The organism is Oricola indica, from assembly GCF_019966595.1.
GTDB classification, from domain to species: domain Bacteria; phylum Pseudomonadota; class Alphaproteobacteria; order Rhizobiales; family Rhizobiaceae; genus Oricola; species Oricola indica.
This window is the reverse complement of sequence record NZ_JAINFJ010000001.1, coordinates 26,330-47,010: the sequence shown is the minus strand read 5'-3', so window position 1 is coordinate 47,010 and position 20,681 is coordinate 26,330. Positions and strand designations below refer to the sequence as shown.

20 protein-coding genes are annotated in these 20,681 nt (G+C 63.1%); 9 read left to right on the top strand and 11 right to left on the bottom strand.

The window, feature by feature from the left end; translation table 11 throughout:
* Window positions 1–1,374: an MlaD family protein gene (locus LC343_RS00205; protein WP_223475073.1), complete on the top strand. Its 1,374-nt coding sequence runs from the start codon at window positions 1–3 to the stop codon at window positions 1,372–1,374.
* A gap of 92 nt (window positions 1,375–1,466) precedes the next feature.
* A complete protein-coding gene (locus LC343_RS00200) occupies window positions 1,467–2,060 on the top strand; it encodes an ABC-type transport auxiliary lipoprotein family protein (protein ID WP_223475072.1) in 594 nt (197 codons plus the stop codon).
* Between the two features lie 89 nt (window positions 2,061–2,149).
* On the opposite strand, the gene LC343_RS00195 is transcribed toward LC343_RS00200, so the two are convergent.
* The gene (locus LC343_RS00195) at window positions 2,150–7,318 is read right to left on the bottom strand and encodes an apolipoprotein A-IV repeat region-like domain-containing protein (protein ID WP_223475071.1); all 5,169 of its coding nucleotides are present in this window, start codon (window positions 7,316–7,318) and stop codon (window positions 2,150–2,152) included.
* 308 nt (window positions 7,319–7,626) lie between these two features.
* Here LC343_RS00195 and LC343_RS00190 point away from each other — a divergent pair, with 308 nt between their 5' ends.
* The 5 genes from LC343_RS00190 (at window position 7,627) to folK (ending at window position 10,237) form a co-directional block, all read left to right on the top strand.
* Window positions 7,627–7,992 (top strand): Hpt domain-containing protein, encoded by a 366-nt coding sequence (locus LC343_RS00190; RefSeq protein WP_223475070.1) that lies wholly within the window; start codon window positions 7,627–7,629, stop codon window positions 7,990–7,992.
* 135 nt (window positions 7,993–8,127) lie between these two features.
* Window positions 8,128–8,448, top strand: a complete 321-nt coding sequence (locus tag LC343_RS00185) for a 2Fe-2S iron-sulfur cluster-binding protein (RefSeq protein WP_223475069.1) — start codon at window positions 8,128–8,130, stop codon at window positions 8,446–8,448.
* 26 nt (window positions 8,449–8,474) lie between these two features.
* Entirely contained in the window at window positions 8,475–9,341 is an 867-nt protein-coding gene (gene folP, locus LC343_RS00180) for a dihydropteroate synthase (protein ID WP_223475068.1), read from the top strand.
* 28 nt (window positions 9,342–9,369) lie between these two features.
* Window positions 9,370–9,741 (top strand): dihydroneopterin aldolase, encoded by a 372-nt coding sequence (folB, locus tag LC343_RS00175; RefSeq protein WP_223475067.1) that lies wholly within the window; start codon window positions 9,370–9,372, stop codon window positions 9,739–9,741.
* Entirely contained in the window at window positions 9,734–10,237 is a 504-nt protein-coding gene (folK, locus tag LC343_RS00170; protein WP_223475066.1) for a 2-amino-4-hydroxy-6-hydroxymethyldihydropteridine diphosphokinase, read from the top strand. The genes folB and folK overlap by 8 nt, the downstream gene beginning before the upstream one ends.
* A gap of 12 nt (window positions 10,238–10,249) precedes the next feature.
* Here folK and LC343_RS00165 read toward each other — a convergent pair whose 3' ends face one another.
* The 4 genes from LC343_RS00165 to LC343_RS00150 form a co-directional block, all read right to left on the bottom strand.
* Window positions 10,250–10,783, bottom strand: a complete 534-nt coding sequence (locus tag LC343_RS00165) for a hypothetical protein (protein WP_223475065.1) — start codon at window positions 10,781–10,783, stop codon at window positions 10,250–10,252.
* A 109-nt stretch (window positions 10,784–10,892) separates the two neighbouring features.
* Window positions 10,893–11,972 (bottom strand): YcjF family protein, encoded by a 1,080-nt coding sequence (locus LC343_RS00160; protein WP_223475064.1) that lies wholly within the window; start codon window positions 11,970–11,972, stop codon window positions 10,893–10,895.
* Window positions 11,969–13,426, bottom strand: coding sequence for a YcjX family GTP-binding protein (locus LC343_RS00155; RefSeq protein WP_223475063.1), 1,458 nt, complete (start codon window positions 13,424–13,426; stop codon window positions 11,969–11,971). The genes LC343_RS00160 and LC343_RS00155 overlap by 4 nt, the downstream gene beginning before the upstream one ends.
* A gap of 80 nt (window positions 13,427–13,506) precedes the next feature.
* Window positions 13,507–14,034, bottom strand: a complete 528-nt coding sequence (locus LC343_RS00150; protein WP_223475062.1) for a SixA phosphatase family protein — start codon at window positions 14,032–14,034, stop codon at window positions 13,507–13,509.
* 276 nt (window positions 14,035–14,310) lie between these two features.
* On the opposite strand from LC343_RS00150, the gene dksA reads away from it, so the two are divergent.
* Window positions 14,311–14,676: an RNA polymerase-binding protein DksA gene (gene dksA, locus LC343_RS00145; RefSeq protein WP_223475061.1), complete on the top strand. Its 366-nt coding sequence runs from the start codon at window positions 14,311–14,313 to the stop codon at window positions 14,674–14,676.
* A gap of 85 nt (window positions 14,677–14,761) precedes the next feature.
* On the opposite strand, the gene LC343_RS00140 is transcribed toward dksA, so the two are convergent.
* Window positions 14,762–16,108 (bottom strand): flagellar biosynthetic protein FliO, encoded by a 1,347-nt coding sequence (locus LC343_RS00140; RefSeq protein WP_223475060.1) that lies wholly within the window; start codon window positions 16,106–16,108, stop codon window positions 14,762–14,764.
* Window positions 16,109–16,284: 176 nt separating this feature from the next.
* Between LC343_RS00140 and cckA the strand changes: the two genes are divergently transcribed.
* Complete coding sequence (gene cckA, locus LC343_RS00135) at window positions 16,285–18,843, top strand: cell cycle histidine kinase CckA (protein ID WP_223475059.1); 2,559 nt, start codon at window positions 16,285–16,287, stop codon at window positions 18,841–18,843.
* A 35-nt stretch (window positions 18,844–18,878) separates the two neighbouring features.
* Here the strand turns inward: cckA and LC343_RS00130 are convergent, their stop codons facing one another.
* The 5 genes from LC343_RS00130 to LC343_RS00115 form a co-directional block, all read right to left on the bottom strand.
* Entirely contained in the window at window positions 18,879–19,067 is a 189-nt protein-coding gene (locus tag LC343_RS00130; RefSeq protein WP_223475058.1) for a hypothetical protein, read from the bottom strand.
* A gap of 110 nt (window positions 19,068–19,177) precedes the next feature.
* The gene (locus LC343_RS00125) at window positions 19,178–19,366 is read right to left on the bottom strand and encodes a hypothetical protein (protein ID WP_223475057.1); all 189 of its coding nucleotides are present in this window, start codon (window positions 19,364–19,366) and stop codon (window positions 19,178–19,180) included.
* Between the two features lie 272 nt (window positions 19,367–19,638).
* Entirely contained in the window at window positions 19,639–19,770 is a 132-nt protein-coding gene (locus LC343_RS25065; protein WP_274384713.1) for a hypothetical protein, read from the bottom strand.
* Window positions 19,771–19,923: 153 nt separating this feature from the next.
* Window positions 19,924–20,346: a hypothetical protein gene (locus tag LC343_RS00120; RefSeq protein WP_223475056.1), complete on the bottom strand. Its 423-nt coding sequence runs from the start codon at window positions 20,344–20,346 to the stop codon at window positions 19,924–19,926.
* Window positions 20,347–20,437: 91 nt separating this feature from the next.
* Window positions 20,438–20,680, bottom strand: a complete 243-nt coding sequence (locus tag LC343_RS00115) for a DUF3563 family protein (protein ID WP_223475055.1) — start codon at window positions 20,678–20,680, stop codon at window positions 20,438–20,440.
* Window position 20,681 lies beyond the last annotated feature (1 nt).

Sequence of the window (20,681 nt, the reverse complement as noted above, 5' to 3'; positions counted from 1 at the left end):
ATGGAAACCAAGGCAAATTACGTTACCGTCGGTGCTTTCACGCTTCTCGTCTTCCTGGCGGGTTTCGCGATCGTCTACTGGGTGGCCCGCGTCGATACCGGAGGCGATACCGCCCGGCTCGATGTTGTCATCGAAGGCTCGGTAACGGGTCTGGGCGTCGGCAGCCTTGTGAAGTTCAACGGCATCGATGTCGGCAAGGTAACCGGTTTGAGCTTCGACGAGACCAATCCTCGGCTCGTCATCGCGCGCACCGTCGTCAGCCGCGATCTGCCGATTTCGCGCGCTACCAAGGCGGTCCTCGGCTTCACGGGCCTCACCGGCATCGCCCATATCGAATTCGAGGGCGGAGACCAGTCGGAAACGAGTATCTTCGAACTGGCCGAACAGCAGGGAAAGGTCGCGACCATCCGGGCCGATCCGTCCGCCGTCAACAATCTGCTCGCGACCGCGCAGGACATTTTCACGCGCACCGATCGCGTTCTCAGCAGCCTCGAGTCGATCGTCGGCGGCGCGCAGAACCCGCTCAACAAGACACTTGAGAATGCGGCCGCCTTCAGTGAAGCGTTGAAGAACAATGCCGACGAGATCGACTCGTTTCTCAAGGGTGTTGGCGGGGTCGGCGAGGCTTTGGCCGATGTCTCGGGCAAGCTGGACGGCACCTTGCAAGGCGTCGAGAACCTGCTTGCGGCGATCGATCCTGACAAGCTGTCCTCGATCGTCGACAATGTCGACGGGTTCACCGAAAACCTGAACGGCGTTTCCGGCCAGTTCCAGGAGGTCGCCGACAAGGTCGCGGCCGTCGCCACCGATCTTGAAGGTGTCGGAGGCCGTATCAGCGGAACGTTCGACAGGCTGGACACGGTGCTGGCAGCGGTGCCGCCCGAAGATATCACATCCGCGCTGCAGAATATGGCCGAGGCCGGAAAGTCGGCGCGCGCCTCGCTTGCCGAGTTCGAGAAAGTGACCGAGGGGATCGGCGACCGCCAGGAAGATATCCAGGCGATCATCTCGAACACGCAGCAAATGGCGGAGCGGCTCAACGCGGCATCGGTGCGCGTGGATGGCATTCTCGCGAAGGCTGACGGTCTGCTGGGGTCCGACGAGGGTGAATCGCTGATGGCCGAGACGCGCAAGACGCTTGAAGCGTTCCGCGAGGTCGCGGAGACGCTGAACACACGGGTCAATTCGGTGTCGGCCGGGCTGGAGCGGTTTTCCGGGCAGGGGCTGCGTGACGTGCAGTCGCTGGTCAACGAGACGAGACGCTCGGTCGGCCGGATCGAACGAGCGATCACCGATCTCGAACGCAATCCGCAGCGTCTGATCTTCGGCGGAGACGGTGACGTGAAAACCTATAACGGCCGGACGAGGCGTTGACAGTCGATGACGGAGCGGTATCAAACCAGATGTCGATTGATCGGGCGCCGGGCAGGACCGGGGCGGCGAAACGTGTTGTGTAGGACGACGCCATGAGACTGATGCGCACCGGACATCTGGCCCTGTTGCCCTTCATACTTGGCGGCTGCGCCGCGATTGGCGGCGTCATGCCGAGCGACGACACCTACGAACTCGGTGTCCCGACGATCAGCAAGGCCTCGCCCGTGCGGCGCGGTACGCAGATTCTCGTGGCCGAACCGCAGGCGCTCAAGGCGCTGGATTCCCAGAATATCGTCGTCCAGACCGATCCGCTGACGATCCGCTATCTCGGCCGCTCCCAGTGGAGCGACCGGCTGCCGCGCCTCGTGCAGGTCCGGTTGGCGCAGGCGTTCCAGAATTCGGACCGTTTCAAGGGCGTCGGGCTTCCGGGGCAAGGGCTGGCGATCGACTACCAGATCGTCACGGAAATTCGCTCGTTCGGCATCAATTCCGCCTCGAACACCGCGCATGTCGCCATCGCCGTGAAAATCCTCAACGACCGGAATGGCGTCGTCGCGAGCGAGCGAATTTTCGAGGAACGGGTCGTCGCCGGTGGATCGGACAACGCGTCCTACATCGCGGCCATCGACCGGGCCTTCGAGAGCGTTACGCGCGACATCGTGGCCTGGGTCACCGCGCGTCTCTGATACCTCTTCCTCCGTTCAACGGCAGATAAAACAAAACCGCCGGGTCAATCTGACCCGGCGGTTTTCTTTTCCAGAGACCGTGACGGCGCTTATTTCAGCTTGCCCGCCGCATGCGCCAGCATGGTGTAGACCTTGCCCGTATCGGAGGACAGATAGGTCTGCGTCATCATGTTGTCGCGGTCGTTCTTGGCGATGTCGCGCAGCAGCTTCTCGAAATCGCCGACATAGCGGTCGACCGATGCACGGAAGGTGCTGTCGCTTTCGTATTTGCGCTTGATCTCGTCAAAGGTCTGCTGGCCCTTCAGCGTGTAGAGCCGGCGCGTGAAGATGTTGCGCTCTCCACGGCGATAGCGTTCCCACAGTTCGATCGCCGCATCATGGTCGATCGCACGGGCGATATCGACCGAAAGCGAGTTCAGCGATTCGACGGCATGCAGCGGTTCACGCGGCTGGTCCACGCGCTGTGGTGCGCGCGGTGCCGGCTGATCCTCCTTGGAGGCGCGGCGCAGCAGATCGCTCACCCAACCGCCGGACTGTTCGCCCTTGTCCGTGCCCGCCTGTTCATTGCGGGCCGGGGCGCTTTCCGTCGCACCATGGCTGCCGCGCAGCTGCGCGGACTGGGCCGGAGCGGCGGCTTTCGCCGTTGCCGGCTGCTGGCGCTGCTGCGGCGCTGCTGCCGGCTGTTGCGGCTTGGCCGGAGCCGGAGCGGTCGCCACGGCAGCGGCCGGAGCGGCCTGGCGAGCCGGAGCAGGGGCGGGCGCCGGAGCGGGAGCCGGTTGCGGAGCCGGGCGCTTTGCCGCCTTTTCCGCACCGCCACCGCCGACATCGAAGGCACGTCCGGAGCTCTCGACGATCCGCGACAGTTCCTTGAGCGCATTGATCTGCTCGGAGACCGCACGGCGCATCGCGCCGGTCGATTCACGCGTTTCCTCGGGCAGTTCGAAGATGCCCTTGCGGACTTCCTCGCGGGTCACGCTGAGATCCTTGCTCATTTCGCCGGCGACGCGGCGCATGTCCGTTGTCGCCTCCTCGAAGCGCTTGAGCGCGGATTCGACGATTTCGGACACGTTCTCAGATACTGATGCCGCGGAGGAGCGCGCCGTCCCTTCGGCTTCCTGGGCAGCTTCGCGCAGCTTGGCCGTGAGTTCGTCGGCGGATTTGCGTGTCCGCTCCTCGGCCTTGCCGAAGGCTTCGGTCACGACCGATTCGAAGGAGCGCATCAGCTTCTCGATTTCCTCGGACTTGCCGACCAGTCCCGTAGACAATGCTTCGAGCGCTTCGCGGCGTTCTTCCAGCTTGCCGGAAACGCCCGACTGCGCGGTGTTCAGGAGTTCCGAGGCGGAGGCGAGAACCTTGCCATGCTCCTCGAAGCGCGCGGCGATGGAAGCGACTTCTTCCAGTGTCTTGCCGGACACTTCGCCAAGCTTGCCCATGTTGTTGTCGAGAACGTTGACCGAGTTGGCGATGGAATCGGCAGCACGGTTCGCCTTGTCGGCGAAGTCCGTCGTCGTCTCCACGAGCCGGCCGTCGAGCTGGCCGAGATTGTTCGCGGCCTGCGAGATCAGTTCGCCGAGATTTGAGCTCGAAGACGTCAGGCGATTGATCAGGTTGTCGACATTCTCGATCAGGCCGCTCTGGGCCTGTTCCACGGCAGAGACCGTGTCGGCCGTGCGGCGCGCGATCGCGGTGATGAGCGCCGCATTTTCGGCCTTGAGGCGTTCGGTGGCCGCGGTGGTCGCCTGTTCGAGCTGTTCGGCAAGCTTGGACCCGTCGCCGGTGAGGCGTTCGAGCAGCGGCCGCGTCGAGTTCTCGATGAGATCCTCGAGCCCCTTCGTATGAGAAGAGAGCAGCTCCGACATCTCCTGGGTGCGTTCGACGAAGGAGGATAGGGCTTCCTCGGTCGAGCCGCCGATACCCTTGGTGGCGTCGTTGGCGCGGGTCTGGAAGGACTCGAGCATTTCCTCGGCCTGGTTGCGGATCAGTTCCGCCTGGCTGGACAGGCGCTGTTCGTTGGCTGCCAGTTCCTCGGCGATCCTCGCCTGGTTGTCGGCAAGTTGCTTGGCGAGCTGCGAGGAGAAGTCCCGGCCATGGGTGTTGATGTTTTCGCCGACCTTGGCAGCTTCTTCTTCGAGTTCGACACGGGCAACGGCGACACTGTCACGCAGCGTGCGCGCAACGAGGCCGGCGCTGTCTTCCAGCGTCTTGCGGACGTTCTCGATACCGAGCGAGAGCGCCTTGCGCATCGTTTCCGCGCGCTCGTCGACGATGCCGGTGTTCTGCTCGAACAGGGCTTCCAGCGCCTCGGTGCTGCGCGACAGCGCAACGATCGCGGAGTTGGTGCGCTCCTCGACTGCCGCCTGAAGCCCGCCGGCCTTGTCGCTCAGAAGAGCTTCCAGACGCGCATTGCTCTCGTTCATCGCTGTTTCCAGCGCATTGGTCGCGCTCGAGATTTCCGCAACGAGGTCGCTCGAACGCTGGCTCAGCGATTCGGTGAGACGCAGGGTCTTCTCGTCCAGCGAGGTGTCGAGGAACGCGGTCTTCTCCTCCAGGACGGAGGTGAGCTTGCCCGTGTTTTCCGACAGGTGTTCGGCCAGACGGTCGGCCAGAGCGCCAACGCTTTCGCCAAAGACCGCCGATTTGTCCTCGAACATTGCCGTGTGCTGCATCAACCGCTCGGACATGCTCTCGGTCAGCGAACCGATATTCTCGCCGATCTGTGCGGTCTTGTCCTCGAACATTGCCGTGTGCTGCATCAACCGCTCGGACATGTTCTCGGTCAGCGAACCGATGTTCTCGCCGATCTGCGCGGTCTTGTCCTCGAGCAGCGCCGTTTGCTGCATCAGACGCTCGGACATGTTCTCGGTCATCGAGCCGATGTTCTCGCCAATCTGTGCGGTCTTGTCCTCGAACAGCGCCGTGTGCTGCATCAGCCGCTCGGACAGGTTTTCGGTCAGCGAACCGATGTTCTCGCCGATCTGCGCCGTCTTGTCCTCGAACAGCGAATTGTGCTGGAGCAGGCGCTCGGACAGGTTCTCGGTCAAGGTGCCGATATTGCGATCGACCTGCTGTGCTGTGGCCTCGAACTGTGCCGTGCCTTCCTGAAGGCGATTGCCGAGCGTGTCGGTGAGGCCGATGATGTTCTGGTCGAAGCGGGCCGTGTTGGCTTCGAACTCGGCCGCGCGTTCATGCAGCCTTGCCGCGACCGACTCCACCTGTGCCTCGATCGATTCACGGAACGACGAAGCGCTGCTGTTGAGCATCTGCGCCTTCTCGTCCAGAGCCTCGGTCAGCTGCGAGGAGTAGCCGCTGACGCGGTCGATGAGCAGTTCCGCCTGGGCGTCGAAGGCCTGGCCGAACTGCGTCGCCGTGCGCGCGAATTCGTCGGAGCGCGAGTCGAGCGTACCGCTGAATTCCTCGACCTTGCGGCCGAGTTCGTCGGTGAGGGCCTGCGTGCGCGAATCCAGTGTCTCGCCGATGCGGGCCGTTTCCAGATCGACGGCCGCCGAGAGCTTTTCGGTGGTGTGACCGACGGCGCCGTAGATCGCGGTCGTCTTCTCGTCGAGACGGCCGAGGAAGTCGCCCGTCTTGAGCTCGATCGCATCGGCGGTGCCGGAGGTGATCGCGGTCAGCTTGTCGGCGAATGCGGTCGACTTCTCTTCCAGGATCGCCGACAGCGACGTTTCCATGGACTCGGTCTGCTCGGTGAAGGCCTGGCGCGCCTTGTCGGCGATGACACCGGCCTGCGCATTGCCGTGAGCATAGGTCTCGGCGATGGCGCGGGTGCGCTCCAGAAGCGTCTCGTTGATCTGGCGGGCGCGGGCGTCGAGTGCCGAATTGAGCTTCTCGGTGCCGTGATTGATCGCCTGCACGCGGGTTTCGAAGTCGTCGAGCAGGTGCTTGCCGCGGGAGTTGAAGGTCTCCTCCAGGCTTGCCATGCGCTGGTCAAACTCGTCCGTCATGTTCGTCGCGGTGCTGGAAAGCAGCGTCACGAGGCCGGTTGCGCGCGATTCCAGCGATTCCGCGAGGCGGCTTGAGGCCTCGTCGGTCTGCTCGCTCAGATTGGCGATGCGCATGTCGATCAGGCTGGCGAAGGCCTCGCCGGAATTGGAGATACGGTTGGAAACCTCGTCGAGGCGCGCGGCGATGGTCTCGTTGACCGCCTTGCTGGACTGATCCATGCGGCCGATGAGCGACTGGCCTGCCTCATTGAGGGACATGGTCAGCTGGGTCGAGGCGTTGCGGACATTGTCGCGAATGAAGTCCGCCGACCCTGTCAGTTCGTCGCGCAGCTGCTCATGCGCACCGGCGATGGAGGCACGCAGCCGTTCCGCGTGGGTGACGATACCCTCGCGCTCGTCGCCGAGGTCGGTAAGCAGGGAGCGCACGCGCGCTTCGTTGTCGGTATAGGCGCGTTCGAGCTCGGAAACCTCCGACTGCATCAGCGCTTCGAGTTCGCTGGCGCGCGCGATGGTGCGTTCGATGCCTTCGCCCATGGCGGCGACTTCGCGGCGCACAGCCTGGCCGACTGTGACGATGCGTTCCTGCGCAAGCGTTTCAGGCTCGGCTAGGCGCAGGGCGATTTCGCTCATGGAATGGGCGGTGAAGCGCATTTCCTGCGTCCGCCGCACCATCGAGGAAATCGCGAAGAAACCGAGGATCGGCACAATGATCGAGACGAGAAGGGCGACGGCGCCCGGCGAATTGCGCAGGCCGTCCGGCGTGAAGATCGCCGCGACGCCGGAATCGTACATGCTCTGTGCGAGCAGCAGACCGGCGATCGCCCACAAGACGCTTACGATGATCGCAGTAAGATGCGGCCGTCCCGACGGGCCATTGCGAAGACGCGACAGGATCGCGGCGTAATCGCGCTGCGTGTCGTCGTCATTCGCGGGATTGAAGGAAGGGGTCTCGGCACGGCGCTTCGGTGCATCCGTCTTGGCCTTCGGAGCAGGCGCGCGCATCTGCGGAGCACGGGATTCCGGCTTTGGCGGCGCCGATTTGGCAGGGGGCGCCTTTGCCGCGGGCGATTTGGCCGGAGCCGACTTGGATTGCGCCGGCTTCGATTGTCCCGATTTGGAAGAGGACTGCTTGTTCTCCTCGGCAAGCTCGCTGGCGGCGGCCGCGACCTGATTTTCGAAATCGTCGAGCGACAATTCGTCGTCGAGTGCGATCTCGTCGTCCAGACCCGCTTCCAGAGCCTCCTCAAGCGCCGCTTCCATATCGCGATCGATATTTGCAGCGTTTTTGTTCACAGCCATTCCCGCCTCACTCAAATACTATTTCCGGCGCAATGCCGCCGGGTCCGATCAGAGACCCGTCACTCACACTGAAACAGGGCACAACTGTGGTCACGATGTGTCCTGATGTGAACCCGTATCGTAACGGGACACTTTTCCAATTGGAACTCGCGATTGGCCCAATCCGCAAAAGTTTAAAGATAAAGTTAACGCCGGTCGAAAGGGCCATCGACTGTCCCGCACGTCTTTGTAATCACGGAAGTGGTTAACTCCTCGGCCATCTTTGGGTGACATCATCGTGAAAGGGTCAACAGGGGAAATGAATGGTTATGAACACCGCTCCAATTTTCGCCCCGCCGGACACACCCTGCGAACTGCGCGGGGAACACAGGCCGGTGGATCTCGTTTTTCTCGCGCGCCAGACCGGTGGCGATCGTGCGCTCGAGGAGGAGGTTCTGCGACTTTTCGCCAAGCAGGCCGCGATTCTCGGCAACGATCTGCGCTCCTCGTCCGACTGCGATTTCCGAAAACGCCAGGCGCACACGCTCAAGGGTGCGGCACGCGCGATCGGCGCTTTCGGACTTGCGGATCAGGCGATGCTGATCGAAAGCGACCCGGACAATACCGCTCCGGTAACGGCTCTCCTGAGGGAAGTCGAAACCGTTCGCGACTATATCGCCTCGCTGCTGCGTTAATCCGCAATCGCGGCAAATCGACCGCTTGAAGGCATTTCAGGCTCATTCCGGCGCCTGCCGGTTGACTTTGCCGGTTGTCCGGTTAAGTCGCGGCATTATCACCATTATCGCCCGTTGACCCATCCGGAGAGCATGATGCCGAAGTTGACCGTTGTCGCGTTTGACGGCACCCGTTTTGAAATTGATGCCGAGACCGGTTCGACGGTCATGGAAAATGCCGTGAAGAACAGCGTTCCGGGTATCGAGGCGGAATGCGGCGGTGCCTGTGCCTGTGCGACTTGTCATGTCTATGTGGACGATAGCTGGACCGAGACTGTCGGAAAGCCCGACGTTATGGAAGAGGACATGCTGGATTTCGCCTTCGAGCCGAAGCCGGTTTCGCGTCTTTCCTGCCAGATCAAGATGACGGATGAGCTGGACGGCCTCGTCGTCCACGTCCCTGAGCAGCAGGCCTGACCGGGTCCGCGACCACCGGGCAGCCCGTGACACCTCCCCGAAATGACGTCTTTTCCCCGCACCGGTGGGCGCTCGCGCATGGCCGAGAGCTGACGCTCGGGCCGGCGGGCGTGTTGATGGGCATTCTCAACGTCACGCCGGACAGCTTTTCCGACGGCGGCCGTTTCGAGGGCGTCGAGGATGTCGTGGCGCATGCGGCGGCGATGGCCGAAGGCGGCGCGGCCATTCTCGACATCGGTGGCGAAAGCACGCGGCCCGGCGGTGATCCTGTCGATGGAGAGACCGAACAGGCCCGCGTCTTGCCGGCCATTGCGGCGGTTACCGAGGCCTTGCCGGATGCGGTGCTGTCGATCGACACCTACCGTGCCGAAACCGCGGAAAAGGCCGTCCTCGCAGGCGCGCATATCGTCAATGACGTGTGGGGGCTGCAGCGCGAGCCCGATATCGCCCGTGTCGCGGCGGCGACCGGGGCGGGGCTTTGCATCATGCATACGGGTCGCGAACGCGAAAAGCTGCCGGATGTCATCGAGGATCAGGTCGCCTTTTTCGAGACCTCGCTGGAGATTGCCGCAAAGGCCGGCATCGACGATGCGCAGATCGTGCTCGATCCCGGCTTTGGTTTCGCGAAGGACCCGGCGGAAAACTTTACATTGATGGCCCGGTTCGCGGAACTGCATGCGCTTGGCTACCCGATCCTGGTCGGCACGAGCCGAAAGCGCTTCATCGGCCATGCCACGGGGCGCGACGCGGCCGAGCGCGATGCGGGAACCGCGGCGACGACTGCGTTGCTTCGGGCGGCCGGCGCCGCCGTCTTTCGCGTGCACGATGTCGCGATCAATCACGATGCGCTTGTCGTCGCGGATGCTATGATTGCGCAACGGCCCGCGCGATGAGCGCCTGCAAACGGGAAATTTCCGCGTGATGTACCAGATCAGGATGATGAACTGCGCGTTCTTCGCGCGTCACGGCGTGTTCGAGCAGGAGGAGTTTCTCGGCCAACGCTTTTATGTCGATGCCGTCCTGACCGTCGATCCCGGCGATGCGCTCGAAAAGGACAGTATCGAAGGGACGGTGGATTACGGCGTCGCTTTCCAGGAGATCGAGAAAATCGTCACGGGCGAACGCCGGTTCCTGATCGAGGCCATCGCGCTGGAGATCGCAAAGGCGCTTTGCCGGCGGTTTCCGCAGATCGTCACCGCCGACATTACCGTTCGCAAACCGAACGCGCCGGTGCCTGGCGTTCTCGATCATGTCGAGGTGCGTGTCGTGCATGAAGCCCGGTCCGATGGCTGAGGCAGTCACCGCCTATCTCGGGCTGGGCGGCAATGTCGGCGATGTCGCCCGGTCGATGCGCGATGCGCTCCGGAAGCTCGATGCCGATCCCGAATGCCGCGTCACTGCCTTTTCGCGAGTCTACAAGACGCCGCCATGGGGGCCTGTCGAGCAGGACTGGTTCCTGAATGCCTGCGCGGCTGTCGAAACGGGGCTTTCGGCTCCAGACCTTCTCGATCTCGTGCTGCGCACCGAGCGTGAGCTCGGGCGGATCAGGATGACCCGCTGGGGACCGCGTACGCTCGACATCGACATATTGCTCTATGGAGACGAGCCGGTTTCGCTCGAAAATCTGACGATCCCGCATCCCCGGATGGTTGAACGGGCATTCGTCATGGTTCCGCTCGCCGACATCGCCGGCGATGTCATGTTGGCCGGCCGGACGATTCGCGATCACGCGAAGACCTTCCGCGACGAAGGGCTGGAAGTGACTGAAATCGAGCTGGGAAACCGGTAGACGGCGCTGCGCCTAGCGGACGGAGCCGACCGCTACCGAATCGATTCGGTCCAGCTTCATTCCGATCACCGGAACGAGCGCTTCTCCGACCGTGACGGACACGGTGATGTTGAGCTGGTCCTTGGACGCGAGGCGGGCGAGCATCGCGCCGTCCAGCTGGTTGCGCTTGAGTGTCAGCACAGCCCGGTCCGACGTGACTGTCCCGGCGATCACATCGAGACCTTCGCCCCGTGCTCCGTCGAGGAAGCTGCCGGTGTAGCCGCGGCCCTTGCGTTTGACCGTCGCCTTCATCTTTTGGGAGAACAGTCCCACGCGGCAGCCGCCGTCGAGGGTCATGCCGAGCTTGTTGTTCGGCGTCAGCCCGGAAAATTCACAGGTGAACTTGGTGCCCTTGTACTTGCCGGCGACGATCTCGCCGGGTCCGCGCCACTTGCCCTCGATTTGACGGAAGAACCGCTGCTCGCGCTCGCTCGCATCGGCAGGCGCGTCAAGCGCCGCGAGCGGAAGCATGGCAAGGCAGGAAACGGCCATTGAACGTAGAAGCATGGCAGGCGGCTCTCGTGGTCGGCATTGCGATCAGCGCATCATTGGCCGGAATGGTTAACACATACTTTGCAAATCGCGCCAGTGCACGACTTGTTTAACTCACGAAGTATTACACCGTGTCGCCGGCCTTGTCGGCATTGTCGTCGCGCGATGCGGTCAGCGTCGCGAGAACCGAGGACAGTCTTGGCCGATTGACGGCGTGGAAGGGGGCAGGGCGGCTGACCTCCATCGCGGCGAGGCCGACCCGCGCGGTCATCAGTCCGTTCAGCACGCCTTCGCCAAGCCTCGCGGACAGCCGCGACGCAACGCCGTGGCCGATGACCTGTTGCACGAGGCCGTCGCCGAAGCTTGCGACGCCGGTGACCGCGAGATGGCTGAGGACCTTGCGCAGAAGGCCCAGGTTGCCGAATGCGCCGGTGCGGCCGTCATAGAGTTCGCCGAGCCGCCGGACGAGCCGGAAATTCTCGTAGAGGACGTAGAGCACGTCGAGAAAAGCCCGCGGGCTGACCGCCGTGACGACGGACACGCGCTTTGCAGCACCGTTGACGAGCAGGAAGGCATCGCGATCGAGGCTGCGAAACAACTCGTTCTCGGCGAGCGCATAATAATCCGCAGCGTCGAGTATCTCGCCCTTCTGCTGCGCAAGCACGGACCGTCCGGCCGAACTCTTAGGATTGGAGGCCATGAACTGGACGAGCTGGCGGGTCGCTCGCGACAGCCGCTTGTCATCGATGCCGGCGAGCGCCTCTTCCAGTTCCTTTCGCAGGTGGTCGACCGAACGCAGCCGCCATACGGCCGCGACTTCGCGAATGACGATCCCCGCGACGGCCAGCGCGAGGAGGGCGGCCACACCCAGGGACAGCCATCCCAGCCATTCGTTGCGTTCGAAAAGCGCCCGGACGACCGAATCGATCCACAGCCCGGCTGCGAGGCTGGCGAACAGGCCGATTGCGGCGATGGCCAGCGAGGCGAGCGACAATCCGCGCCTTTTCCGGTCAACCTCCTCGGCAACGGACCGGTCGGCCACCATCGCCTCGCGCTCGAAGAAGTCGTCGGCCTCCATTTCGAGCGCCGGACCGGGCGCGATGGCACGCGGTCTGCGCGGCGCCGCGGTTTGCGGCTCGGGAGCCGGCGTCTCCGGCTCGACGGCGAAGGCACGCGGTTTGCGGCGGTTGGTGTCGTCGCTCATGTCACGCGGTCCCCGATCAGGAATTGAAGCGCCTTGTCGAGGCGGATATGCGGCAGCGACAGCGTCAGGCCCTCGGCGTCGCGTTCGAGTTTCGGCGGCAGGAACCGGACAAAGCGATGAAGACCCTGCGCCGACGGTTCTCGTTCCTCGAAAATCGAATCAGGTTCGTCGGGCAAGTCTCCGGGAAATATGGCTGTTTCGGTTTTCCCGTCGAATGTCTCGCCATCGATGGTCTCGCCGGCGATCGGGGTTCCGACAATGACGGGAAGGCGGTCCTTGCCCTCCTTGACGGTTGCCTCCCGGGTGGCGCGGACGGCGGCGAGCGCCAGCGATTCCACGCGCGCGCCCTTCATGCCGGCCTTCGCGATCGAGCGCTGGACGAGGCGGCGCACGATGGCCTCCATTTTCGGGTGGTCTTCGTGGTGCAGATGGTCCGCCTTGGTGGCCGCGACCAGGATCCGGTCGATGTTGCGTTGCCAGAGGCCCGTCAGGAAGTAGTGCCCACCGGGCCGGAAACAGGACATGATGTCGCCGAGCGCCCTTTCGAGATCATGCACCGCCTCGGCGCCGGCATTCATCGCCTGCATCGCGTCGATCAGCACGATCTGCCGGTCCAGCCGCGCGACGTGGTGGCGGAAGAACGGTTTGACGACCAGTGATTTGTAGGAATCGAAACGCCGCTCCATCATCGCCTGGAGCGAGCCCTGAGACGGTTTCGAAACGAGATTCGGTAAAGGCGCAAAGGTGAGGGCTGGCGACCCGTCGAGGTCGCCGGGCATCAGGAAGCGTCCGGGCGGCAGGGTCGAGAGCGCCAGATTGTCCTGGCGACTGGCCTGCATGTAGCGCTTGTAGGCTTCGGCGAGGTTTTGCGCGGTCGTTTCGTTGGCAGGGCGGTCCGGCTCAAGCGGATCGGCCAATTCGAAGAACTCACGCGAGAGCGCCGCGCGACTGCCGGACCGTGCGAGGTCGAGCGCCTCGGCGGAGAACTCGGCATAGGACTTGGCGAGCAGCGGCAGGTCCAGCAGCCATTCGCCCGGATAGTCGACGATGTCGATGGTCAGCTTGCCGCTGGGGAACAGGCGGTTCCAGCCGCTCGCGGACTCGTATTCCAGCGTCAGCCGCAATTCGGAGATCGCGCGGGTGGAATCCGGCCATATCCTGTTCTCGACGAGATCGTTGACGTGGTTCTCATAGGCAAATCGCGGCACGCCGTCGTCCGGCTGCGGTTCGAGATAGGCGCGCGCCAGCCGATTGGAATGCGCGAGGTTGAAGAGCGGCAGCCGCCCGCCATGGATGAGATTGTGCACGAGCGCGGTGATGAACACCGTCTTTCCGGCCCGCGACAGTCCGGTCACGCCAATCCGGACATTGGGCGCGAATACGCCCGCCGCCCTTTCCGCGATCGTGTCGAGGGCGATAAGCGCTTCATCGCCGAGCGAAACCAGATTTGCCACGTCTTCCCCTTGTCCGGCGTCGTGCCGTCAGGAACCGATATAGGTGCTGACGGTGTCGGTGCAAAAGGGCGCGGTGCCGATCAGGCGTCGGTCGGCGTCAGATAGGTTTCGAGAAATCCGGTTTTCGTCGTGAAATCGAAGGCGTTTCCCTCGAAGCGGATTACCGCGAGCGCCGCGGTGCGAAAGCCCATATGCAGATCGTCAAGTGCTGCTTCGTCGCCCTCGCGCGACAAGGCGAGAGCGGCATCCTCGAGCATCGGATTGTGCCCGACCAGCATCACGTCTCCGTCGGAGCCGGTCGCCGCGGCGATTTCCAGATATCCGGGTGCATCGGTCGCATAGAGGTTCTGGTCGTAGCGGGTTGCATCATCGAGATGCAGCGAGGTGCTGAGCGCTTGCAGGGTCTCGACCGCGCGCGCGGCCGTCGAACAGATCACCACGTCCGGTACGAGGTGGCGCGCCGCCATCAGGCGCCCCATGGTGGTGGCTTCCTCGATCCCCTGTTCGTCCAGCTTGCGGTCGAAATCGCGCATGCCGGGCTCCGCCCAGGCTGCTTTTCCATGACGAAACAAGAAAAGGCGGCTCAATTCGTAACTCCCAGATGCCACGATGCGATGCGATTACCCTGCGGCGTCGGCAAGCGCAAATCATACGTTCGTGGCAAGGCTAGCCTCCGTCTCCATGCGCGCTGTTTGCTATCCATTCGCATTCGCAATTCAAGGGATTCCTAGGCGTTTATCACTTCGTTGCGAATTGCGTGAAACGGAACTTGCCGCTAGGGCGCGGTGCGATTATAGAGCGCGCAAAGGTATCATGCTGGGAGTGAATCAGTGGCACCCAAAGAAGTCCCTGCTGACTATATACCGGCCGAAGACGAGCCTTTCATGAATGAAAGGCAGCGCGCCTATTTCCGCAAGAAACTGCTGGCCTGGAAGAACGATATACTGCGCGAAGCGCGTGAAACGCTCGACCACATGCAGACCGAAAACTCCAATCATCCCGACCTTGCGGACCGGGCTTCGTCCGAGACCGATCGCGCCATCGAATTGAGGGCGCGAGACCGTCAGCGAAAACTTATCAACAAGATCGATCTTGCGCTTCAGCGCATCGACGAAGGCACCTACGGCTATTGCGAGGAGACCGGCGAGCCGATCGGCGTCAAGCGGCTGGACGCGCGTCCGATCGCCACGCTGTCGCTGGAGGCGCAGGAACGTCATGAGCGCCGCGAAAAGGTCTATCGCGACGACTGACGGGTTGCGCATCGCATCCATGATTGACGAACAAAGGGCGGGACCTCGGTCCCGCCCTTTCTCATTTCCCGAATGTCTTTCCCTGTCAGCTTCTGCGCGTCAGTTGCGCGAGCAGACGATGCATCTCGTCTTCCAGGGATTCATTGCTCGGGGAGGGCGATGAATCCTCTTCTTTTTCCGCGCCTTCGGCTTTTTCGGCCTCGTCGTCCGATGCCTGAACAGGCTCTTCGGTCTCATCTGCGGCGACCGGCTCCGGCTCGGGCGCCGCTTCGCTCACGGTCTCGACCGGGGGCTCCTCGGAGCGCTCGACATCCGCCGAAAGCGCAAAACGCTGCGGAAAGACGATCGGCGCTTCGGGTTCGGGGGCCGTTTCCCGGGACTCGACCGCTTCCGGTTCGTCGTTACCGGTTTCCACCGACGCGATCATCGGAGCATTTTCGTCGGTTTCGTCGGCAGGCGCTTCCGATTCCGCCTCGTCGAGCGAGGTCAGCACGGAAAGCGGTGGCACAACCGGTTCCGCTTCCGATTCGGCAGGCGCCACGTCTTCAGCCGTCGTCTCCGGGGTTGTCGCCGGTGTGTCGGCCGGTTTTTCCGGTTCAGGGGATGGCATCACCGGCTCTTGCTCCATTGCCGGGCGCATGGTGGCCGCAGCCACCCGCTGTGGAGGCTCGGGCGGCTCGAACGGTTCGGGCGCGGCCGGAGGTTGCGGGGCATCTGCCTCGACAGGCCCGGGCTCGAAGACCGGTGCGGCGGGCTCTTCCTGCTTTCGGAATGTGGCGAGTGAAGCGGCGGTTTCCGGCTCGCGAAGTGTCGGCTGCACGGTCTCGCGCGGCGCAACGCTTTCGGCGGCAGGCTCCGGGCGCGGGGCGGGCGGCGGCGGGGCAGGTGCCGCCACAGGTGTGGGCTCGCGTCGCTGATAGGCCGGCGTGGACGCCAGCACGGCGGCCGGGGTCATTTTCGGCGGATTGGCGGGCGGCGCCTCGCGTCTTGGCTGAGGCGGAGTAGCCGGCGGTGCCGGACGGTGAGCGGTTTCGCGCGCGGGCGCTTCACGCGACGGCTGGCGGCGCGCCGTTTGCGCGGCTTCACGCGCGCGGCGCTGTTCCTTTGCCGATAAGGGCTGGCCTGCTTCCGCGGGCACCTTGGCGATATTGGTTTCGATCACGAGATCGTTCTCACCGCCGATCATCACCAGATGCTCGACATCATCGCGGCGCACCAGAACGATTCGCCTCTGGTTATCGACGGCGGTCGCATCGACGATGCCGAGTCGCGGCCGGCGATTTCGTCCGCCCTCGACGAAAACGCCGCCGGCGACGCGGCGGGTCCAGAACCAGGCCACCCACAGGAGAATGAGAACAGCCAGAGCGCCAAGGAAATAGAGCGTGTAGGTCGCTGCTTGCTCGCCGAGCAATTGCGTCAGCCATGCAGTCATTGAATGTCCTCTTCCCTGTCCGGCGCGATTTGGCTGCCTGATACATCGAAGGTGTTAGCAACGACAAACCCGAATGACAAATTTTACGGGCAGGACTTTCGCCCTGTGGATGTTTGTGATTCAAACCAGTCTAATGCGGCGATTCGAGGGATACGGCGCGAGCCGGCAACACCGCCATGGCAAGTGAATACAGGGCGCTTGGTCAGATGGGACCCCGGCCGAGTGCTGCGGTTCGGCTTCTGATCCTTGGCGTCGCTTCTCTGGGCGCCGCCGCGTTTCTGTTCTTCTACCGCGAGAATCTCAACGAGACCTTCCTTCTCGTCATGCTCGGCCTGCTTGCCATGGTCGGCGTTTTCTACCTTTTCGCATCCGCCATCGGGTTCGTGGAATTCGCGCAAAACGATAGTGCCGAGGATTTCGGCCGCGCCTATGCCGATTCGATGGCCGACGGGATCTGCATCCTCGATGAGAAGGGCAGCATCCTCTACTCGAATACGGCCTATGAGGAGATGATCGGCGCGTCCGGCGCGGAAGACCTGCAGTCGCCGGAGTCGATCCTGTCGCGCCACGACGATGCCGCCAATGCCGTCTATCGGCTCGCGAACAGCCTGATCAGGGGTGTCGAGGCCGATGAGGAGTTCCGCTTGCCGAACGGTCTTGGTGCACGCGACGGCGGCGCGCATTGGTACAGGGTGTCGGTACGGCTGATGGCCCGCAAGGGCCGTGGCGAACCGTTCCGCATCTGGCGGCTCGCCGATATCACGGCCGAACGCGACGATCAGGAACAGACCTTCCTGGAGCTGCAAAAGGCGATCGATTATCTCGACCAGGCCCCGGCGGGCTTTTTTTCCGCAGACGCGCAGGGCCGCATCCAGTATGTCAACGCGACACTGGCTGGCTGGCTGGGTATGGACCTGGCAGCCTTCGCGCCGGGCTCGGTCTCCCTTTCCGATCTCGTTACCGGCGACGGCGTGGCGATGCTCAACGCCGTGCGGGCCGAGCCGGGCACGGTGCGTACCTCGACCATCGACATCGAGCTTACCCGGATGGATGGCGTCAGCCTGCCGGTGCAACTTATCCACAGGGTTCACGCCGACCGTGAAGGCGGAACCGGTTCGACGCGCACCATCGTCCTGAACCGTTCGGAACTGGGCGAGGCCGCCGACGATCTGCGGCGCTCGGAAGTCCGTTTCACGCGCTTCTTCAATTCCACGCCGATGGCGATTGCCGCGCTGGACAATGATGGCCGGCTGCTGCGCACAAATGCGCCCTTCATGAACCTGTTCGGCTCCGTCACGGACGCCGACGCGGTCGACGGGCGCATCCGCTTCCGCGAATTGCTGCAGGGCGATTCGGTGGAGCGGTTCGAGAAGGCGTTCGCCGCAGCCTGCGCGAATCAGGCGAAGATCGAGCCTTTCGACACAGTGATCGATCCCGATGCCGACGAGCGCCATTTGCGGGTCTTCGTGAATGCGGTCGCCGGGCATGGCGGCAATGCGGAAGGTCCCGCGACCGAGGAAGCGGCCATCGTCTATGCGATGGACACGACCGAACAAAAGGCGCTCGAGGGCCAGATGGCGCAAAGCCAGAAGATGCAGGCCGTTGGGCAGCTGGCGGGCGGCATCGCGCACGATTTCAACAACGTGCTCACGGCCATCATCATGGCCTCCGACCTGCTGCTGACCAGCCACCGGCCCTCCGACCCGTCTTTCCCGGACATCATGAACATCAAGCAGAACGCCAACCGGGCCGCATCGCTGGTGCGTCAGCTCCTGGCGTTTTCGCGCCGGCAGACTTTGCGTCCCGAGGTGCTCGCTCTCACCGACGTGCTTGCCGATCTGCGCATGCTGCTGTCGCGCCTCGTGGGCAATTCCGTACATCTACACATCGAACACGGCCGAGACCTGTGGCCGGTGAAGGCCGATCTCGGTCAGTTCGAACAGGTGATCGTCAATCTTGCGGTCAATGCGCGCGATGCGATGCCGGAGGGTGGCGATCTGCATATCCGTACGCGCAATGTCGATACCGCGAATTGCACCGAGTTCGGCTATCGCGGTTTCGAAGCGGGCGACTATGTGCTGATCGAGGTGGCGGATAGCGGCACCGGCATCGCGCCCGACGTGCTGGAAAAGATCTTCGAGCCCTTCTTCACCACCAAGGAGGTCGGCAAGGGCACGGGGCTCGGCCTGTCCATGGTCTACGGGATCATCAAGCAGACCGGTGGTTTCATCTATGCCGATTCCGAGATCGGCGAGGGGACGACGTTCCGGATTTTCCTGCCGCGCCATATTCCTGCTGAAAGCGAGTTGCCCGCCCCGAAGGCGGAAACGCCGGAGACGGAGCGCAAGCGCGATCTGTCAGGCACCGCGACAGTGCTTCTCGTCGAGGACGAGGACGCGGTGCGCATGGGCGGTGTCCGTGCGCTCACGTCACGCGGTTACACCGTGCACGAGGCGTCAAGCGGCGTCGAGGCGCTGGAACTGATGGAAGAACTGGACGGCAAGGTCGATATCGTCGTCTCCGACGTGGTCATGCCGGAAATGGACGGCCCGACGCTTCTCACGGAACTGCGCAAGACGCATCCCGATATCAAGTTCATCTTCGTGTCGGGCTATGCCGAGGATGCGTTCTCGAAGAACCTTCCCGAAGGAGCCAAGTTCGGATTCCTGCCGAAGCCGTTCTCGCTCAAGCAATTGGCGACGACCGTCAAGGAAATGCTCGAGGACGACGACTGATCGTCGTCTCTGCGAATAGTTGATGAGATGCGGTTTCAGGCAGCCCTGAGGTCGAGGCTGGCCGCTTCGCCTGATGGGCGGATCCTGCTCAGGGTCCGCAACTCGGCGGCCCTGTTTTCCATTCCGCAGGCTTGGGCGATCTTGCCGGCCCTGCGCAGCAGGAAGGCTTGTTCCTGGATCGCAAAAGCAATCCGTTCGAGCTTTTGTTGCTGTTCGACCATCATGTCTACTTCTTCATGACATCCCGACACATTTCGGGGGCGAGAAGAAGTAGGCCATATCTTGCTTGCGCGAAACTTGTTACGCGCCGCGACGGAAACCGGGATTTACCGTGTCAGCGACGGCGTCTTGTACGCACCGGAACCGGCTCGAGCCGCGCGGAGGCGTGGCCGACATGGTTCAGTTCGATCGCGCGGCGCGCCATGGAACGCGCTTCGGCAAACAGGCCCTGGGACTTGAGAAGCTTGGCCTGCTTGATCATCAGCCGGGCGAGATCGAGCAGCAGGGTGGGGCGACTGGACATGACGGCTATCTCCTTTGCCTGTTGTCCGTTGCGGTGGGAGCATGACGCGAATTTGCATTCCGCGTCATGCGCAGACCCTGAACGAACGCTCCACCTTTCGGGCTGCTTTCGCAAGCAACGTTCGTTCACGACTGCGTGACGCCGCCAAGACTAACACCGATTCTTCTTACGCCGCACGCGAAATTCGGATCACCGAACGCCGGTCCTGCAAAGCAAACGGGGCGCCCCGTTTCCGGAGCGCCCCGTCAGGCGTCGATGTTCATGCCGTCTGCTCAGCGGAAGCGGAACAGGCGTGCGGCCAGGCCGCGCCGCTTGCGAGGCGCCGGCGAAACCGCGCCGGCTTCGCGCCGGGAGGCGATGTCGAGCATGCCGGAATAGGCGGCGAAGATGCCGTGGTTGTTCATGATGGAGATCCCGTCTTCATTTTGATTGTGATCGCCCGGTACGCCCGAAGGGCGTGTTGCACCAGCGCGATTTCGGCATCCCTGACATTCCTGCCGGTCATGGGTCGCGTCGCCAGGTGACATGCGCTGTTTCGTTTGCGACCTGGAGGAAATTCAGCTCACCGGAACGCGACAATCCGGGATATGCTTGCCCGAACCGGATCGTACGCCGTTCCAGGAGAAACGGTCCGTGCCGCCGCCACTCATCCAGTAGCCGTCGAAACGCGAGCCGTCGTCAGCGAAGGTGAAAACGGCCGGCCCCTCGCCATAGACGTCGCTCCAGATGACCGTGACGGGATCTGCGGATTGCCGATCTGCCGGTGTGATCGCGCCGGCGACCCGCCGGCCGGTGGATTCGATGAAGACATATTTGCCGGCGAGCCCGTCAACGGTCGCGACAAGCGTCGTTTCGATCGGCACCAGCTCACCGCCGGAAACCGCGCAGCCGAGATAGCGGCCGGCAAAACGGTCGAGCGTGTCGGCTGATGCGGCGAATGCCGGGAGAAGAAGGGAAAGAAGGAAAGCGAAACGGACCATGCGGGCAAACCTGCCACGTCTTGGCCGTTTCGCAAATCGCAAGAGCGCGCCCCGCGCTGGAGGTGCCGCGGGAGCGCCCGGTGTCGCGCGATCAGAAGTTGCGGAACTTGCCGCGGTCGATTTCCTGCATACGGCGTTCCAGATCGTAGATCGATGCGGAGCCTTCAAGGTAGCGCTCTTCGGCTCTCTCGCGCGTCGGCGCGCCGAAGGAATGGGCGAAGCGGCTGAGGGCTTTGGCAAAACGATTCTTGGCCATGGAAATTCTCCTTTCGTTGAGCGGAATATGATGCTGCAGCGCATCATTTTGCAGATGGAGAAGTCGCAATGCAGCCATG

Coding starts and splice junctions, on each gene's coding strand:
- LC343_RS00190 (WP_223475070.1), top strand. CDS start 7,627: ATGAACACCGCTCCAATTTTCGCCCCGCCGGACACACCCTGCGAACTG.
- LC343_RS00195 (WP_223475071.1), bottom strand. CDS start 7,318: ATGGCTGTGAACAAAAACGCTGCAAATATCGATCGCGATATGGAAGCG.
- folB (WP_223475067.1), top strand. CDS start 9,370: ATGTACCAGATCAGGATGATGAACTGCGCGTTCTTCGCGCGTCACGGC.
- LC343_RS00130 (WP_223475058.1), bottom strand. CDS start 19,067: ATGATGGTCGAACAGCAACAAAAGCTCGAACGGATTGCTTTTGCGATC.
- dksA (WP_223475061.1), top strand. CDS start 14,311: ATGAATGAAAGGCAGCGCGCCTATTTCCGCAAGAAACTGCTGGCCTGG.
- folK (WP_223475066.1), top strand. CDS start 9,734: ATGGCTGAGGCAGTCACCGCCTATCTCGGGCTGGGCGGCAATGTCGGC.
- cckA (WP_223475059.1), top strand. CDS start 16,285: ATGGCAAGTGAATACAGGGCGCTTGGTCAGATGGGACCCCGGCCGAGT.
- LC343_RS00140 (WP_223475060.1), bottom strand. CDS start 16,108: ATGACTGCATGGCTGACGCAATTGCTCGGCGAGCAAGCAGCGACCTAC.
- LC343_RS00115 (WP_223475055.1), bottom strand. CDS start 20,680: ATGGCTGCATTGCGACTTCTCCATCTGCAAAATGATGCGCTGCAGCAT.
- LC343_RS00160 (WP_223475064.1), bottom strand. CDS start 11,972: ATGAGCGACGACACCAACCGCCGCAAACCGCGTGCCTTCGCCGTCGAG.
- LC343_RS00165 (WP_223475065.1), bottom strand. CDS start 10,783: ATGCTTCTACGTTCAATGGCCGTTTCCTGCCTTGCCATGCTTCCGCTC.
- LC343_RS00200 (WP_223475072.1), top strand. CDS start 1,467: ATGAGACTGATGCGCACCGGACATCTGGCCCTGTTGCCCTTCATACTT.
- LC343_RS25065 (WP_274384713.1), bottom strand. CDS start 19,770: ATGAACAACCACGGCATCTTCGCCGCCTATTCCGGCATGCTCGACATC.
- LC343_RS00185 (WP_223475069.1), top strand. CDS start 8,128: ATGCCGAAGTTGACCGTTGTCGCGTTTGACGGCACCCGTTTTGAAATT.
- LC343_RS00205 (WP_223475073.1), top strand. CDS start 1: ATGGAAACCAAGGCAAATTACGTTACCGTCGGTGCTTTCACGCTTCTC.
- LC343_RS00120 (WP_223475056.1), bottom strand. CDS start 20,346: ATGGTCCGTTTCGCTTTCCTTCTTTCCCTTCTTCTCCCGGCATTCGCC.
- LC343_RS00125 (WP_223475057.1), bottom strand. CDS start 19,366: ATGTCCAGTCGCCCCACCCTGCTGCTCGATCTCGCCCGGCTGATGATC.